This window comes from Shewanella surugensis, assembly GCF_023284005.1.
Lineage (GTDB): Bacteria > Pseudomonadota > Gammaproteobacteria > Enterobacterales > Shewanellaceae > Shewanella > Shewanella surugensis.
In genome coordinates this window covers 1-15,714 of the sequence record NZ_JAKIKS010000130.1, presented here as the reverse complement: position 1 = coordinate 15,714, position 15,714 = coordinate 1, and the positions used below count along the sequence as shown (strand labels likewise).

At 44.9% G+C, this 15,714-nt stretch carries 30 protein-coding genes; 1 reads left to right on the top strand and 29 read right to left on the bottom strand.

All coding sequences use genetic code 11. The annotated features are described in order from the left end of the window. Nucleotides 1-209 precede the first annotated feature (209 nt). The 28 genes from rplQ to rpsJ all read right to left on the bottom strand — a co-directional run bounded on the left by rplQ (nt 210) and on the right by rpsJ (nt 13,821). A complete protein-coding gene (gene rplQ / locus L2764_RS22340) occupies nt 210-602 on the bottom strand; it encodes a 50S ribosomal protein L17 (RefSeq protein ID WP_248942542.1) in 393 nt (130 codons plus the stop codon). Between the two features lie 39 nt (nt 603-641). Continuing rightward, entirely contained in the window at nt 642-1,631 is a 990-nt protein-coding gene (locus L2764_RS22335) for a DNA-directed RNA polymerase subunit alpha (RefSeq protein ID WP_248942541.1), read from the bottom strand. Nucleotides 1,632-1,655: 24 nt separating this feature from the next. Further along, nucleotides 1,656-2,276, bottom strand: a complete 621-nt coding sequence (gene rpsD / locus L2764_RS22330; RefSeq protein WP_248942540.1) for a 30S ribosomal protein S4 — start codon at nt 2,274-2,276, stop codon at nt 1,656-1,658. Nucleotides 2,277-2,311: 35 nt separating this feature from the next. Further along, complete coding sequence (gene rpsK, locus L2764_RS22325) at nt 2,312-2,704, bottom strand: 30S ribosomal protein S11 (RefSeq protein WP_012153476.1); 393 nt, start codon at nt 2,702-2,704, stop codon at nt 2,312-2,314. A gap of 17 nt (nt 2,705-2,721) precedes the next feature. Continuing rightward, nucleotides 2,722-3,078 (bottom strand): 30S ribosomal protein S13, encoded by a 357-nt coding sequence (gene rpsM / locus L2764_RS22320; protein WP_248942539.1) that lies wholly within the window; start codon nt 3,076-3,078, stop codon nt 2,722-2,724. 112 nt (nt 3,079-3,190) lie between these two features. Continuing rightward, entirely contained in the window at nt 3,191-3,304 is a 114-nt protein-coding gene (rpmJ, locus tag L2764_RS22315) for a 50S ribosomal protein L36 (RefSeq protein ID WP_006083579.1), read from the bottom strand. Nucleotides 3,305-3,327: 23 nt separating this feature from the next. Beyond that, the gene (gene secY, locus L2764_RS22310) at nt 3,328-4,668 is read right to left on the bottom strand and encodes a preprotein translocase subunit SecY (RefSeq protein WP_248942538.1); all 1,341 of its coding nucleotides are present in this window, start codon (nt 4,666-4,668) and stop codon (nt 3,328-3,330) included. Nucleotides 4,669-4,675: 7 nt separating this feature from the next. Then, nucleotides 4,676-5,110, bottom strand: a complete 435-nt coding sequence (rplO, locus tag L2764_RS22305) for a 50S ribosomal protein L15 (protein ID WP_248942537.1) — start codon at nt 5,108-5,110, stop codon at nt 4,676-4,678. 1 nt (nt 5,111) lies between these two features. Further along, entirely contained in the window at nt 5,112-5,294 is a 183-nt protein-coding gene (gene rpmD, locus L2764_RS22300; RefSeq protein WP_248942536.1) for a 50S ribosomal protein L30, read from the bottom strand. Nucleotides 5,295-5,300: 6 nt separating this feature from the next. Next, the gene (rpsE, locus tag L2764_RS22295) at nt 5,301-5,804 is read right to left on the bottom strand and encodes a 30S ribosomal protein S5 (protein WP_248942535.1); all 504 of its coding nucleotides are present in this window, start codon (nt 5,802-5,804) and stop codon (nt 5,301-5,303) included. A gap of 14 nt (nt 5,805-5,818) precedes the next feature. Then, nucleotides 5,819-6,169 carry a 50S ribosomal protein L18 gene (gene rplR / locus L2764_RS22290; RefSeq protein ID WP_248942534.1) on the bottom strand — a complete coding sequence of 117 codons (351 nt, stop codon included), beginning with the start codon at nt 6,167-6,169 and terminating at the stop codon, nt 5,819-5,821. Nucleotides 6,170-6,179: 10 nt separating this feature from the next. After that, nucleotides 6,180-6,713: a 50S ribosomal protein L6 gene (gene rplF / locus L2764_RS22285; protein ID WP_248942533.1), complete on the bottom strand. Its 534-nt coding sequence runs from the start codon at nt 6,711-6,713 to the stop codon at nt 6,180-6,182. A 10-nt stretch (nt 6,714-6,723) separates the two neighbouring features. Beyond that, a complete protein-coding gene (rpsH, locus tag L2764_RS22280; RefSeq protein ID WP_248942532.1) occupies nt 6,724-7,116 on the bottom strand; it encodes a 30S ribosomal protein S8 in 393 nt (130 codons plus the stop codon). A 24-nt stretch (nt 7,117-7,140) separates the two neighbouring features. Beyond that, complete coding sequence (gene rpsN / locus L2764_RS22275; RefSeq protein WP_248942531.1) at nt 7,141-7,446, bottom strand: 30S ribosomal protein S14; 306 nt, start codon at nt 7,444-7,446, stop codon at nt 7,141-7,143. Between the two features lie 10 nt (nt 7,447-7,456). Then, nucleotides 7,457-7,996 carry a 50S ribosomal protein L5 gene (gene rplE, locus L2764_RS22270; protein WP_248942530.1) on the bottom strand — a complete coding sequence of 180 codons (540 nt, stop codon included), beginning with the start codon at nt 7,994-7,996 and terminating at the stop codon, nt 7,457-7,459. A 12-nt stretch (nt 7,997-8,008) separates the two neighbouring features. Then, nucleotides 8,009-8,323: a 50S ribosomal protein L24 gene (gene rplX, locus L2764_RS22265; RefSeq protein ID WP_248942529.1), complete on the bottom strand. Its 315-nt coding sequence runs from the start codon at nt 8,321-8,323 to the stop codon at nt 8,009-8,011. 11 nt (nt 8,324-8,334) lie between these two features. Beyond that, nucleotides 8,335-8,703 carry a 50S ribosomal protein L14 gene (gene rplN / locus L2764_RS22260; protein WP_011863976.1) on the bottom strand — a complete coding sequence of 123 codons (369 nt, stop codon included), beginning with the start codon at nt 8,701-8,703 and terminating at the stop codon, nt 8,335-8,337. A 180-nt stretch (nt 8,704-8,883) separates the two neighbouring features. After that, nucleotides 8,884-9,132 (bottom strand): 30S ribosomal protein S17, encoded by a 249-nt coding sequence (gene rpsQ, locus L2764_RS22255; protein WP_248942528.1) that lies wholly within the window; start codon nt 9,130-9,132, stop codon nt 8,884-8,886. Further along, nucleotides 9,132-9,323, bottom strand: coding sequence for a 50S ribosomal protein L29 (gene rpmC / locus L2764_RS22250; protein ID WP_012144642.1), 192 nt, complete (start codon nt 9,321-9,323; stop codon nt 9,132-9,134). The genes rpsQ and rpmC overlap by 1 nt, the downstream gene beginning before the upstream one ends. Then, nucleotides 9,323-9,733: a 50S ribosomal protein L16 gene (rplP, locus tag L2764_RS22245; RefSeq protein ID WP_248942527.1), complete on the bottom strand. Its 411-nt coding sequence runs from the start codon at nt 9,731-9,733 to the stop codon at nt 9,323-9,325. The genes rpmC and rplP overlap by 1 nt, the downstream gene beginning before the upstream one ends. An 11-nt stretch (nt 9,734-9,744) precedes the next feature. After that, nucleotides 9,745-10,434: a 30S ribosomal protein S3 gene (gene rpsC / locus L2764_RS22240; protein ID WP_248942526.1), complete on the bottom strand. Its 690-nt coding sequence runs from the start codon at nt 10,432-10,434 to the stop codon at nt 9,745-9,747. A gap of 9 nt (nt 10,435-10,443) precedes the next feature. Continuing rightward, nucleotides 10,444-10,776 (bottom strand): 50S ribosomal protein L22, encoded by a 333-nt coding sequence (gene rplV / locus L2764_RS22235; protein WP_248942525.1) that lies wholly within the window; start codon nt 10,774-10,776, stop codon nt 10,444-10,446. A gap of 15 nt (nt 10,777-10,791) precedes the next feature. Continuing rightward, on the bottom strand, nt 10,792-11,070 hold the full coding sequence (gene rpsS / locus L2764_RS22230; protein WP_006083596.1) for a 30S ribosomal protein S19: 279 nt from the start codon (nt 11,068-11,070) through the stop codon (nt 10,792-10,794). An 11-nt stretch (nt 11,071-11,081) separates the two neighbouring features. Then, entirely contained in the window at nt 11,082-11,909 is an 828-nt protein-coding gene (rplB, locus tag L2764_RS22225; protein ID WP_248942524.1) for a 50S ribosomal protein L2, read from the bottom strand. 16 nt (nt 11,910-11,925) lie between these two features. After that, nucleotides 11,926-12,225, bottom strand: a complete 300-nt coding sequence (gene rplW / locus L2764_RS22220; RefSeq protein WP_248942523.1) for a 50S ribosomal protein L23 — start codon at nt 12,223-12,225, stop codon at nt 11,926-11,928. After that, nucleotides 12,222-12,827 carry a 50S ribosomal protein L4 gene (gene rplD / locus L2764_RS22215; protein ID WP_248942522.1) on the bottom strand — a complete coding sequence of 202 codons (606 nt, stop codon included), beginning with the start codon at nt 12,825-12,827 and terminating at the stop codon, nt 12,222-12,224. Before rplD ends, rplW begins: the two co-directional genes overlap by 4 nt. Nucleotides 12,828-12,843: 16 nt before the next feature. After that, nucleotides 12,844-13,482: a 50S ribosomal protein L3 gene (gene rplC / locus L2764_RS22210; protein WP_248942521.1), complete on the bottom strand. Its 639-nt coding sequence runs from the start codon at nt 13,480-13,482 to the stop codon at nt 12,844-12,846. Nucleotides 13,483-13,509: 27 nt separating this feature from the next. Continuing rightward, on the bottom strand, nt 13,510-13,821 hold the full coding sequence (rpsJ, locus tag L2764_RS22205) for a 30S ribosomal protein S10 (RefSeq protein WP_005503530.1): 312 nt from the start codon (nt 13,819-13,821) through the stop codon (nt 13,510-13,512). Between the two features lie 331 nt (nt 13,822-14,152). Here rpsJ and L2764_RS22200 point away from each other — a divergent pair, with 331 nt between their 5' ends. Beyond that, nucleotides 14,153-15,514, top strand: a complete 1,362-nt coding sequence (locus L2764_RS22200; RefSeq protein WP_248942520.1) for a hypothetical protein — start codon at nt 14,153-14,155, stop codon at nt 15,512-15,514. Between the two features lie 79 nt (nt 15,515-15,593). Here the strand turns inward: L2764_RS22200 and L2764_RS22195 are convergent. Next, nucleotides 15,594-15,714, bottom strand: a 121-nt coding sequence (locus tag L2764_RS22195) for an EF-Tu C-terminal domain-related protein (RefSeq protein ID WP_446539686.1), incomplete at its 5' end; no start/stop codon positions are given.

The following is a 15,714-nucleotide window of genomic DNA, read 5'->3' as shown; positions in this document are numbered from 1 at the left end:
CCACTCTTCATGAGAACGCTTAGTCATATTAACTCCTGATATCATAGTCAGGGGTTAACATAAGGGATCGATGAACACGGTTGAAGATGTACTTGCTCGGACGGTTACGAAACAAAAGCACAAGAGAAAGGGCTAAAACAGGCCCACACAAATTTAAGATATAAAAAAAGGCCGAGCTAAGCTCGACCTTTTTTAGAATGAATTCCTAGTTACTCAGCGACTTTAATATCAGCTTCAGCAACATCAGCACGACCTACTAGTTCAATATACGCCATAGGCGCTTTATCACCAGTACGTAAACCGCACTTAAGGATACGGGTGTAACCGCCAGGACGTTCCTGGAAGCGTGGACCCAATTCATTAAATAGCTTACCTACGACTTCGGCGTCGCGAGTACGAGCAAACGCCAAACGACGATTTGCAACGCTATCACTTTTAGCAAGTGTTATCAGAGGTTCAACTACGCGACGCAGTTCTTTCGCTTTAGCTACAGTAGTTTTGATCACTTCGTGACGAACTAATGAGCCTGCCATGTTACGAAACATAGCTTGGCGATGACTGCTGTTACGGTTTAGTTGACGACCACTCTTACGATGGCGCATGACCTAATCCTTATTACATAAATCTGTACAAATCTGGACTTACATGTCGTCTGCTAAACTGGCTGGAGGCCAGTTTTCAAGACGCATACCTAACGACAGTCCGCGAGACGCTAATACATCCTTAATTTCGGTAAGAGATTTCTTACCCAAGTTAGGTGTTTTCAGTAACTCAACTTCAGTGCGTTGTACCAGATCTCCGATGTAATGAATCGCCTCGGCTTTCAAACAATTAGCCGAACGTACAGTTAGCTCTAAATCGTCGACAGGACGCAACAGAATCGGATCGAATTCTGGTTTTTCTTCCTTCTCAACTACCTCAGTCACATCGCGTAATTCAACAAACGCATCTAGCTGTTCGGCTAAGATGGTCGCTGAACGACGAATAGCTTCTTCTGGATCGATAGTCCCATTGGTGGTCATATCAATCACAAGCTTGTCTAAGTCAGTACGCTGTTCAACACGGGCCGCTTCTACATTGTAGGCGATTCGTGCAACAGGTGAAAATGAAGAATCCACCAACAAGCGACCGATAGGGCGATCATCGTCTTCGGTTTGCGCGCGAGCAGATGCTGGCACATAACCGCGACCACGCTCTATGCGGATCCGCATGCTGATATCATTATTACCGGTCAAATGACAAATAATATGATCAGGATTCACGATAGTAACATCACCATCATGAGTGATGTCTGCTGCAGTAACAGGGCCTGCGCCTGACTTACTTAACGTAAGCATAGCCTCGTCTTTCCCTTCGATCACAACAGCCAAACCCTTAAGGTTTAGAAGGATCTCAAGGACATCTTCTTGTACGCCTTCCTTGCTGCTGTATTCATGCAGTACACCATCAATTTCAACTTCGGTTACCGCGCAGCCAGGCATTGACGACAATAAGATACGACGCAACGCGTTACCTAAAGTATGACCAAAGCCGCGTTCTAGTGGCTCCAGTGTCACTTTGGCACGTGTTGGATTAACCTGCTCGATATCAACGAGACGCGGCTTAAGAAATTCTGTAACAGAACCCTGCATTGTGTCCTCTCTTGTATGTTAACTTTACTTAGAGTAAAGTTCGACGATCAGCTGTTCGTTAATATCCGCAGACAAATCACTACGCTCAGGAACGCGCTTGAAAGCACCTTCCATCTTAGTAGTATCTACTTCAACCCATGTTGGCTTTTCGCGCTGAGCCGACACTTCTAAAGCAGCCTTAATACGGGCTTGCTTTTGTGACTTCTCGCGAATGCTCACGACATCATTCGCAGACACTTTGAATGATGGAATGTTGACAACGCCGCCGTTAACCATAATAGACTTATGACTAACAAGCTGACGTGATTCAGCACGTGTAGCACCGAAACCCATACGATAAACAACGTTATCTAGACGAGTTTCCAAAAGTTGTAACAGGTTTTCACCTGTATTGCCTTTAATACGTGCAGCATCTTTGTAGTAGTTACGGAATTGCTTTTCTAGCACACCGTAAGTACGACGAACTTTTTGTTTCTCGCGTAGCTGAACACCATACTCAGACAAACGGGTCTTACGAGCGCCGTGTTGTCCAGGTGCAGTTTCAAGCTTACACTTCGAATCAATTGCTCTCACACCGCTTTTTAGGAAAAGGTCAGTACCTTCTCTGCGGCTGAGCTTGAGCTTTGGACCCAAGTATCTTGCCATGTTCTTTCTCCAACTATCCTAGTAAATGTGGCGTGTTATACGCGACGTTTCTTAGGAGGACGACAACCATTATGAGGGATAGGCGTCACATCGGTAATATTGGTAATTTTATAACCAACCGAGTTAAGTGCGCGAATCGCTGATTCACGCCCTGGACCTGGACCCTTCACAAAAACCTCTAGGTTTTTAACACCGTAGTCCTGAGCAGCAGTACCTGCGCGCTCAGCAGCAACCTGTGCAGCAAACGGAGTAGATTTACGTGAACCACGAAAACCAGAACCACCTGATGTTGCCCAAGACAGTGCATTACCTTGACGATCGGTAATGGTAATGATTGTGTTGTTGAAAGACGCATGGATATGCGCCATGCCATCAGCAACCTGTTTACGTACGCGCTTACGCGGAGAACGTGACGGAACTTTAGCCATATTGGTTTACCTTCCCGTTACTTTCTGATTGGTTTACGTGGACCTTTACGCGTACGCGCATTGGTCTTAGTACGTTGCCCACGAAGGGGCAGGCTACGACGATGGCGAAGGCCACGATAACAGCCAAGGTCCATAAGACGCTTGATGTTCATGGAAACTTCACGACGTAAATCACCTTCTACAATGTAGTTGGCGACTTCTTCGCGTAGAGTATCAATTTGAGCTTCGCTCAATTCCTTGATCTTAGCTTCTTCAGCAATTGAAGTAGCCGCGCAAATAGCTTGTGCGCGAGTACGACCGATGCCGTAGATTGCAGTCAATGCAATGACTGTGTGCTTTTGATCAGGAATGTTAATGCCAGCGATACGGGCCACTATGCACTCCTCAAGTTAAAGGTCATCTGTGAAAAGCCCGGTAGGATACTCGACAGACGACGATTTAGCAAATAATATTTGATCAGCCCGAACAGGGCTGACCAATTTTTTTTTAGCCTTGACGCTGTTTGTGTTTAGGTTCAACACAAATCACGCGAACAACGCCACTACGCTTTACGATCTTGCAATTACGGCAGATCTTCTTCACGGAAGCTCGAACTTTCATTACTTCACTCCGTAAAAGCTAGCTTATCGACCAAAGCGATCTAAATTCGCTTTGTTGACTAGGTTAGCTTTCTTCATTACAGAATCATATTGATGAGACATCATATGAGTCTGTACTTGAGCCATGAAGTCCATGATCACGACTACCATAATAAGTAGTGAAGTACCGCCAAAATAGAACTGTACTTTCCACGCAATTAACATGAACTCCGGAATTAAACAGATAAAGGTAATGTATAACGCGCCTGCTAATGTCAAACGAGTCATCACTTTATCAATGTAACGCGAAGTCTGTTCTCCAGGACGTATCCCGGGAATGAACGCACCACTTTTCTTCAAGTTATCTGCTGTTTCGCGAGGATTAAACACCAACGCAGTATAGAAGAAACAGAAGAAAATAATCGCCGTCGCATATAATAGTGAGTACAGCGGTTGTCCTGGTGACACAGCCAGTGAAAAATCACTTAACCATGACATGGACTCATTTTGACCAAACCACTGAGCCAGTGTGCCTGGAAACAAAATGATGCTGGACGCAAAAATAGGGGGGATAACACCCGCCATATTTAATTTAAGTGGTAAATGCGTACTTTGGGCGGCAAACACCTTACGGCCTTGCTGACGTTTTGCATAGTTAACAACAATACGACGTTGTCCACGCTCCACGAATACCACAAAATAAGTCACAGCGAAAACAATCACTGCGAGCAACAACAACACGAGTACATTCAAGTCGCCTTGACGCGCCTGCTCGGCCGTTTGACCGATAGCAGATGGTAGACCGGCAACAATACCTGCGAAAATCAATATCGAGATACCATTCCCTATGCCTCTCTCGGTAATTTGCTCACCTAGCCACATTAAGAACATTGTTCCTGTGACTAAACTCACAACCGCTACAAAGTAAAAACTAAACCCTAGATCTACCACTAAACCTGGGACTAAATTAGGTAACCCTGTTGCGATACCAATAGCCTGGAACGTGCCCAGAACCAATGTGCCGTATCGGGTATATTGACTGATTTTCTTTCGTCCTGATTCGCCTTCCTTTTTCAGTTCGGCGAGCGCAGGATGAACCACAGTCAATAATTGCATAATAATCGACGCCGAAATATACGGCATGATCCCTAATGCAAAGATAGAAGCACGTTCAAGGGCACCACCAGAGAACATGTTAAACATGCCTAAGATGGTCCCCTTTTGCTGATTAAACAGCTCTGCTAATACAGCAGCGTCAATACCAGGAATCGGTACAAACGATCCCGCCCTGAAGACGATTATTGCACCGATCACGAACAGGAGGCGAGCTTTCAGTTCTGAGAGTCCACCCTTCGTGCTTTTTGTATCAAGTCCTGGTTTTGCCATCGACGTATTATTCCTCGATCTTTCCGCCGGCAGCTTCAATCGCTGCACGAGCACCTTTAGTTACCTTAAGACCTTTTACGGTCACTGGGCGTTCAATGGTACCTGAAAGAACGATTTTAGCAAACTGTATGTTGCGAGTAACTAAATTCGCATCTTTCAGCGCATTAAGGTCGATAACATCACCGTTAACTTTTGCCAATTCGCTAGTGCGAATTTCTGATGTTACTAACGCTTTACGCGAAGTAAAACCAAATTTAGGCAGACGGATTTTAAGTGGCATTTGACCACCCTCAAAACCGACACGAACGCCGCCACCAGAACGAGAATTCTGTCCTTTGTGACCACGACCGGCTGTCTTACCTAGGCCAGAACCAATACCGCGACCTACACGCTTAGCTGCTGATTTAGCACCTGCAGCAGGTGATAGAGTATTTAGACGCATCTTATCCCTCCACCGAAACCATGTAGTAAACCTTATTAAGCATACCGCGAACAGAAGGAGTATCTTCTACTTCAACAGTGTGATTAATACGGCGTAAACCAAGACCCGTCAATGTGGCACGATGCTTAGGCAAACGTCCAATTGAACTCTTGGTCTGAGTTACTTTTAAAGTTTTAGTAGCCATGGTGTATTAACCTCGAAGTTCATTAACATTCAGGCCACGCTTAGCTGCGATTTGTGATGGTGACTTCATGTGCACCAACGCATCGACAGTTGCGCGAACGATGTTAATCGGGTTAGTAGAACCGTATGCTTTCGACAGAACGTTATGCACGCCTGCTACTTCCAATACGGCGCGCATAGCACCACCGGCAATAATACCAGTACCGTCAGATGCAGGTTGCATGTAAACACGCGATCCCGTATGACGACCTTTAACAGGGTGATGCAAAGTTCCACCATTCAATTCAACGTTAACAATGTTACGGCGAGCCTTTTCCATTGCTTTTTGAATTGCGGCAGGCACTTCACGCGCTTTACCATAGCCGTAACCGACTTTACCGTTACCGTCACCCACTACAGTCAATGCAGTGAAACTGAAGATACGTCCGCCTTTTACAACTTTAGAAACACGATTAACTGCAACTAATTTCTCTTGCAGGTCGTCTTTCTGTTGAGCTTCAAATTTAGCCATTTTTATAACCCCTGTTAGAACTGGAGGCCAGCTTCACGAGCGGCGTCAGCTAATGCTGCAACACGACCATGATACTTGAAACCGGAACGATCGAAAGCGACGCTAGCGACACCTTTTTCAACAGCGCGTTCAGCAACTGCTTTACCCACTGCTTTGGCTGCATCAACGTTACCGGTGTTCTTTAGCTGCTCTATTACCGCTTTTTCAGCAGTAGAAGCTGCCGCCAAAACCTGTGCAGTAGGACTAATGACCTGTGCATAGATGTGGCGTGGTGTACGATGTACAACCAGACGATTAACGCCCAGCTCTTGGATCTTCTTACGGGCGCGAGTTGCGCGGCGTAAGCGAGATTTTTTCTTATCCATATCGCGTTACCTACTTCTTCTTAGCCTCTTTACGGCGTACTTGTTCGTTTGCATAGCGAACACCTTTACCTTTATAAGGCTCTGGTGGACGATAGCCACGAATGTCTGCAGCAACTTGACCCACTAACTGCTTATCGGCACCTTTCAGTACTATTTCAGTTTGTGATGGGCATTCTGCTGTTACACCTGCGGGTAGTTCATGTACTAAAGGATGTGAAAAACCTAAAGTCAAATCAATGCATTTACCGGCGAGTTTCGCACGGTAACCCACACCAATTAACTGTAATTTCTTCTCGAAACCTTGAGACACACCTATAACCATGTTGTTAACCAGTGCACGAGCAGTACCTGCTTGTGCCCAAGCGCCTGAGACGCCTTCTACTGGTGCGAAGGTCACTTTATCACCTTCTACAACAAGGTTTACCGCACTGTTAATCACTCGAGTCAAAGTAGACTTACCGCTTGTGACGGTAACCTCTTGATCTTTCAAGCTCACCTCTACGCCAGCTGGAATAGATACGGGTGCTTTTGCAACACGTGACATACCTAGCTCCTTATGCTACGTAGCAGATAACCTCGCCACCCATGCCTACTTGGCGGGCGGCACGATCGGTCATCAAGCCTTTAGAAGTGGAAACAATTGCGACACCTAGACCGCCCATCACCCTAGGAAGTTCGTCTTTACTTTTGTAAATACGAAGACCTGGACGACTAACGCGCTGGATAGTCTCAACGACTGGTTGCCCTTGGAAATACTTTAACGTAATTTCCAGTTCAGGCTTAGCTTCATCTGCTACGGCGTAGTCTGAGATATAACCTTCATCTTTAAGTGTTTTCGCGATAGCGATTTTTAACTTAGCTGAAGGCATCTTCACAGATACTTTGTTAGCAGCTTGGCCGTTACGAATACGCGTTAACATATCCGCAATAGGATCTTGCATGCTCATATTAGCTTACTCCGTGACAAGTGCTTACCAACTAGCCTTGCGAAGGCCAGGAACTTCACCGCGCATAGTTGCTTCACGTAATTTAATACGGCTTAAGCCGAATTTACGTAAGAAACCATGTGGGCGACCCGTTTGACTACAACGATTGCGTTGACGCGCAGCGCTAGAGTCACGTGGTAGGCCTTGCAGCTTAAGAACGGCATCCCAACGATCTTCATCAGACGTTGTTGAGTTGCTAATGATAGCCTTTAGAGCCGCACGCTTTTCAGCGAACTTAGCCACGAGCTTGGCACGTTTTACTTCACGTGCTTTCATTGAACTTTTTGCCATTACGCTACCCTTATTTCTTGAATGGGAAGTTAAAAGCGCCTAATAAAGCACGCCCTTCTTCGTCATTCTTCGCAGAAGTAGTGATTACAATATCCATACCACGGATCTTATCGATTTTATCGTATTCGATCTCAGGGAAGATGATTTGCTCACGTACACCCATCGCATAGTTACCACGGCCATCGAATGATTTAACACTCAGACCCCGGAAATCACGAATACGAGGAATTGCGATATCTACTAAACGCTCAAAGAACTCCCACATGCGTTCGCCACGCAGGGTTACTTTACAGCCGATAGGGTAGCCTTCACGGATTTTAAAACCAGCCACTGACTTACGAGCGACAGTCACTACTGGCTTTTGACCAGCGATAGCAGTCATGTCACGGAGCGCATGCTCCATAACTTTCTTATCTGCTACAGCTTCGCCAACACCCATATTAAGGGTGATCTTTTCAATCCGAGGGACTTGCATGACACTGCTAAAACCAAACTTTTTCATAAGTTCGGGACTAACAGTCTCTTGATATTTATCATGCAGTTTCGCCATCGTTTACTCCAATTACTTAACGAGTTCACTGTTCGATTTAAAGAAACGGATTTTTTTCCCGTCTTCAAATCGGAAACCAATACGATCCGCTTTGCCAGTGGCAGAGTTAAAGATCGCTACGTTTGATGATTGTATTGCTGCTTCTTGCTCAATAATACCACCAGTCACACCCAATTGAGGGTTAGGCTTTTGGTGTTTTTTAACAAGATTAATGCCTTCTACAATCAATTTACCAGTAGTCAGAACTTGAGAAACCTTACCGCGTTTACCCTTGTCTTTACCTGCTAGTATAATTACTTCGTCTTCACGACGTATTTTAGCTGCCATTTTGAAGCTCCTTACAGTACTTCTGGTGCCAATGAGACAATTTTCATGAATTGCTCAGTACGCAATTCACGTGTCACTGGTCCAAAGATACGAGTACCAATCGGTGCAAGGTTTGCATTAAGCAATACCGCTGCATTCCGATCGAAGCGAATGACAGAACCATCCGGACGACGTACGCCTTTCTTAGTACGGACTACCACCGCGTTATACACATCACCTTTCTTCGCTTTACCGCGAGGAATTGCTTCTTTGACAGAAACTTTGATGACGTCGCCGATACCGGCATAACGACGATGAGAGCCACCCAAGACCTTAATACACTGAACTCTACGAGCGCCACTGTTACAGGCGACTTCGAGAGTCGATTGCATTTGGATCATTTTAAGTGCTCCGCTATCGTTACTTCATAATCCCAATCATTGGGGCTAATTATTACACTCTTTTTCAACGATTTTTGTTGAAAAAGGCGCGCAAGTATAACACCCGAAATTAGGAATAGATAGTACTAAAAAATAAACGACTCCGGACATGGAGCCGTTTAACTATTGACCTAATCGAAATTAAGCCTTTGATACTACTTCAACCAGAGTCCAAGACTTAGTCTTAGACAGCGGACGGCATTCGCGAATAGTCACGATATCGCCAGCATTACACTGATTTTGTTCGTCATGTGCATGGATCTTTGTTGTACGCTTAAGATACTTCCCATATAAGGGATGTTTAACTTTACGCTCAATAGCAACAGTAATGGACTTGTCCATTTTGTCACTAAGTACACGACCCTGCAAAGTACGGATATTATCAGACATTATGCACCCGCCTTAGAAGTAATAATGGTCTTAACGCGCGCAATGTTGCGACGCACGATTTTAAGCTGATGAGTCTGAGTTAACTGACCAGTGGCGTGTTGCATACGCAGATTAAACTGCTCACGCAGCAGACCAAGCAGTTCAGCGTTCAGTTCTTCAACGCTCTTTTCTGTTAGTTCGCTCGCTTTCATTACATCACCGTCTTAGTTACGAAGGTCGTCTTAAGAGGTAATTTAGCCGCAGCTAAAGCGAAAGCTTCACGAGCTAACTCTTCAGGTACACCATTCATCTCATAAAGAACCTTACCAGGCTGGATCTGACAAACCCAATATTCAACGTTACCCTTACCTTTACCCATACGCACTTCAAGAGGCTTAGAGGTAATTGGCTTATCAGGGAAAACGCGGATCCAAATCTGACCTTGACGTTTAACGTGACGTGTCATCGCACGACGCGCAGCTTCAATCTGACGGGCAGTTAGTCGACCACGACCAACGGCTTTCAGACCGAATTCACCGAAGCTGACTTCAGTGCCGTTCGCAAGACCACGGTTGCGGCCTTTGAACATTTTACGAAACTTCATTCGTTTTGGTTGCAGCATTGCCGGCTCTCCTATTTACCGCGAGGCTTACGCTTAGGCTGCTGTTTCGGCTCTTCGTGCTGAGGAAGGACGCCATCTAGAACTTCACCTTTGAAGACCCAAACTTTAACGCCAATCACACCATATTGAGTGTGACTCTCAGCAGTCGAATAGTCGATATCAGCACGCAGAGTATGTAGAGGTACACGACCTTCACGATACCACTCAGAACGCGCAATCTCAGCTCCGCCTAAACGGCCACTCACTTCAACTTTGATACCTTTGGCACCAAGACGCATAGCATTTTGAACAGCGCGCTTCATAGCACGACGGAACATAACACGACGCTCTAGTTGTGAAGCGATGCCATCGGCAACTAACTTCGCATCTAGCTCAGGCTTACGGATCTCAGCGATGTTGATTTGAGCTGGAATACCAGTCAACTTAGCAACTTGGTTGCGTAGTTTCTCAACGTCTTCGCCTTTCTTACCAATCACAACACCTGGACGAGCTGTGTGGATAGTAACACGAACACTTTTAGCTGGACGCTCGATAACTATTTTAGAGACTGAAGCTTGCTTAAGTTTCTTTTCTAGAAACTTACGCACTTCCCAGTCACTGTTTAAGTTTTTGGCATAGTCTGACTTATCAGCGTACCAGGTCGAGATCCAAGGCTTAGTGATACCCAAACGGATACCATTAGGATGTACTTTCTGTCCCATTGCTAACTCCTAGCGATCTGATACAACCACAGTAATGTGGCTGGTACGCTTGATTATACGATCAGCACGGCCTTTAGCACGTGGCATGATACGCTTCATGGTTGGACCTTCATCGACTAAGATGGCGCCAACTCGCAGTTCGTCAATGTCAGCACCTTCATTGTGCTCAGCATTAGCGATAGCAGAGTCGAGTACTTTTTTAACAAGTACAGCGGCTTTCTTAGGGCTGAAAGTCAAAATTTCGAGGGCCTTAGCAACAGGCAAGCCTCGGATTTGATCTGCAACCAAACGGCACTTTTGAGGCGACGTACGGGCAAAACGATGTTTAGCTAAAACTTCCATCTTATTCCTCCCGTATTATCGCTTCTTCGCTTTCTTATCAGCAGCATGGCCGCGATAAGTGCGAGTTGGTGAAAATTCACCAAGCTTGTGGCCGATCATTTCGTCAGTTACGAACACAGGTACATGCTGACGACCATTATGGACAGCGATGGTCAACCCAATCATATTAGGGATGATCATAGAGCGACGAGACCAAGTCTTAATAGGCTTCTTGTCTCCCGCTTCCATCGCTTTCTCTACCTTCTTCAGCAAGTGCAGGTCTATGAATGGACCTTTCTTGAGAGAACGTGGCATGGCGAATCCTCTTACTTTTTATTGCGACGACGTACTATGTACTGATCGGTGCGTTTGTTACTACGAGTCTTATAACCCTTAGTTGGAACACCCGTTGGTGATACAGGATGACGGCCACCAGAAGTACGGCCTTCACCACCACCATGTGGATGGTCGACTGGGTTCATTGCAACACCACGCACTGTCGGGCGTATGCCTCTCCAGCGATTAGCACCTGCTTTGCCTAACTGGCGTAGCATATGCTCGGCATTACCAACTTCACCCAATGTCGCGCGGCAATCAACTGGCACTTTACGCATTTCGCCAGAGCGAAGACGTAGAGTGGCGTATGCGCCATCACGAGCAATAACTTGAACGTAAGCACCTGCTGAACGAGCGATTTGAGCACCTTTAGCAGGCTTCATTTCAACTGCGTGTACTACGCTACCCACAGGGATATTACGTAGAGGCAGAGTATTACCAGTCTTGATTTCAGCATCAATACCTGATCGGATTGCATCGCCTGCTTTCATGCCTTTAGCGGCAAGAATGTAACGACGTTCACCATCAGCATATAGTACCAATGCGATGTTAGCTGTGCGGTTTGGATCATATTCCAAACGCTCAACTTTCGCAGGGATACCATCTTTATTACGCTTGAAATCGATGATACGGTAATGCTGCTTATGACCACCACCTATGTGGCGGACAGTGATGCGACCCGTATTGTTACGGCCACCACTTTTAGATTTTTTCGCCAACAGGCCTGCAAAAGGTTTCCCTTTATGCAAATCGCTGTTCACCACTTTAACTACGTGGCGACGACCTGGAGAGGTTGGCTTACACTTAATAACTGCCATGATAATTCTCCTTTGCTTACTCAGCGCCGCCGAAATCGATGTCAGCACCTTCAGCTAAAGTCACATAGGCTTTTTTCCAATCGCTACGACGACCCATACGGGCTCCGTGACGCTTAGTTTTACCTTTGTTAACTAAAGTGCGAACTGTATCAACTTCAACTTCAAATAACTTGGCTACTGCAGCTTTAACTTCAGCTTTAGTCGCATCGATAGCGACACGGAAAACAACCGTGTTGTTCTTCTCAGCATTAACCGTGCTCTTTTCAGAGACGTGTGGCGCTAGAATAACTTTTAGCAAACGTTCTTCGCTTATCATCCTAGCATCTCCTCAATTTGCTTAATCGCTTCAGCAGTAACAAGTACTTTATCGAAAGCAATAAGGCTAACTGGATCAATACCAGCAACATCACGTACATCGACTTTGTATAAGTTACGAGCGGCTAAGAATAAGTTTTCGTCAATTTCTGGAGTCACAATCAACACGTCTTGTAATTCCATTGTGTCTAATTTAGCTTTTAGCTCTTTCGTTTTAGGAGCTTCAACGCCAAATGACTCAACCACAATTAGACGATCTTGACGTACCAATTCAGAGAAAATGCTTTTCAGCGCTCCGCGGTACATCTTTTTGTTAACTTTTTGGCTGTGATCCTGTGTTTTAGCAGCGAATGTTACGCCACCGCCACGCCAGATTGGGCCTTTAACGGTACCAGCACGTGCACGGCCAGTCCCTTTTTGACGCCAAGGCTTTTTGCCAGAACCAACAACTTCTGCGCGAGTTTTTTGAGCACGAGTGCCCTGACGCGCGTTTGCAGCGTATGCTACAACTACCTGATGAACCAGTGCTTCATTAAAGTCACGGCCGAAGGTAGTTTCGGAAACTTCAAGAGCACTCTGTGCGTCTTTCAATACCAATTCCATTACTATCTCCTCAGACCTAAGCTTTAACGGCAGGTTTGATGATCAGGTCGCCATTAGTGGCACCCGGAACCGCACCCTTAACCAATAGCAAGTTACGTTCAGCATCAACACGTACGATGTCAAGATTCTGTGTCGTAACACGCTCTGCACCCATGTGGCCTGACATTTTCTTACCTTTGAAAACGCGACCAGGTGTCTGGTTTTGACCAATAGAACCGTTGGATCTATGTGCCAGTGAGTTACCATGAGTCATATCTTGGGCATGGAAGTTCCAACGCTTAATACCGCCTTGGAAGCCTTTACCTTTTGATTGACCAGTAACATCAACTTTCGCTATACCAGCGAAGATATCTACATTTAGCTCAGCACCAACTTCTATGCCTTCACCTTCACCATCTGCCAAACGCACTTCCCACAAACCACGACCGGCTTCAACGCCTGCCTTAGCAAAGTGACCTGCTTCTGGTTTAGTGATGCGATTAGCTTTTTTGGTACCAGTAGTAACTTGTAGTGCGCGGTAACCGTCTGTTTCCAAAGTTTTCACTTGGGTAACACGGTTAGCAGCAACTTCAATTACTGTAACAGGTATAGACGCCCCATCTTCATTGAAGATACGAGTCATACCTACTTTACGACCGATAAGACCGATAGCCATCTCTCAAACCTCTTCTAAGGATCTCAATTAACCTAAGCTAATTTGAACGTCAACACCCGCCGCAAGATCAAGACGCATTAAAGCATCTACAGTCTTCTCAGTCGGCTCTACAATGTCAACAAGACGTTTGTGAGTACGAAGTTCGTACTGATCACGCGCATCTTTATTAACGTGTGGAGAAGTCAAAATGGTATAACGTTCTTTACGCGTTGGTAGTGGAATTGGACCACGTACCTGTGCGCCTGTACGCTTAGCAGTTTCAACGATTTCCGCAGTAGACTGATCAATTAAACGATGATCAAATCCTTTTAAGCGGATACGGATTCTTTGGTTCTGCATTGACCAGAGCTCCTAAAATGGACACATAAAAAATCACCCTCTAGCTTCTTCCTTATTGGAAAAGCAGAGCGAGATGATTTAACCGTTCGACTCACAATTGGAGTCGCTGTATTTTACGTCAAGCTTTATCTTGACTGATTTAATTCGTCTAATGGTTAAGACGAGCGGCCATTATACGTAGTTTCGATGCAAGATCAAGCGAAATGTCATTAATTAAGCACAAGGCATGATGGGCTCAATGGTAAAGAAGACAAGCGTCCCTTGAAGTACGTTAATCGCTCTTATATAGTGCGTAGCTAATTTTACAAAAAATCAAATTAACACTAACTTTATGCATACATTTAAATTTGCTGCATGTGGCATTTTTGTCGCCTTTGTTAGCGCCTGTGGCGGCAGTGATTCTGCTACGACAGCTCAAACTGAAACAACCCCTTCAGCTTCTATTCCCCAATATCTTACGTTAGATGCCATGCGCTCCAACCAATGTGATGTGACCTCCCCAGATCTCAGTGCCCGCTTTTTGGTACATGATACAGATGGCAAAATTTTAACAGAGTACCAAACGGATCCCGATGGACACCTTTCCATCGAATGGACTAATGAGAGTCAGCACTTAACTCAAATCACTTATAATGAACCTAATAACACTGATTCTGGTGTGATAGTGAGTACGTATTTAAACGCACCTGCTAACGACTTAGGTTATTTAGCGCATTACATTGATAATGATATCGGTTGTGAGTGTAACGAAATAGAAATAGATATTCGTGAATTACAGGATAATGGTGATTTTCAGTTCCTCGATTTCACTACGAATAAGAGCACAATGAGTGTAACACTCAGCCCATATACACAATACAGCCCAACTAAGGTCAGTTGGTGTGCAAACTCAATGACTGATCTCAGTCTTGTTAGCCCAGCTGGATTTAGAATGAAAGCCGCTAACATTCTCTTTGAAAAAATTGATGTTCAAGAGTTGAACTTAAGTGATTTCAGTGATGGTATTGTGGTAAACACAGCCGCACCGAATGAATCCAGCTTTCAAGTGGCTTATACTGGTTTTTATCGCTTTTACAATGACTCTCTATTATTTGCAGAAAATAGTGTGATCAATAATAGAGCGGTCTTGATTTATCCAGATCTAAATCTATCTTCCATGCTTTATACCCATGACTACACTTCAGTAAACCTATTAGATGCCCACAGCAATATTAACTTGTCCTCCCGCCAGTCTATCGACAGTGAAGGTTATACTCAGCCGATAGCATTATTACCCGTTAATGAGAGTTTTCTTCTAGAGATTGAGAATATCGCTATGCAAAAGAAATTAGAAGCAAACACAATTGATTTTGATTTTGCAGCTTATGACAGCGACATTTCATCCACAACATTTAAGCTATATGACGGCAGTCAGCCTTATTTTGAAAGTGACAACACTTGGCTTATTTTTGCTGGACGTGAAGGGGTTGTTCCCGCACTGAACTTGCCTCAAAATGTTCAGGCCAAGTTTGATGCGATTGAACACAAAAAAATAAGTATTAGTTTGAGGAAAGTGAACCGCTATTTTTCATGGGAAGAATGGCGAGCACAATTCGCAACAGAAAGCCGCTCTGTCAATCCTGCAAATGAGCTTATTTATCAACAAAGCCATTCCATCAAAATTGATTTTGATTTAACATCAACAAACGAATAATACTGCGGCAAATAAAAAGTATAAAAACAAAAAAGGCAGCCTAAGCTGCCTTTTTCATCGGTTGTAAAATTAACTGCTATTAAGCAATAATCTTAGCAACAACACCCGCACCCACTGTACGTCCACCTTCACGGATTGCGAAGCGTAAACCTTCGTCCATCGCGATTGGGCAAATTAGGGTAACGGTCATTTGAACGTTA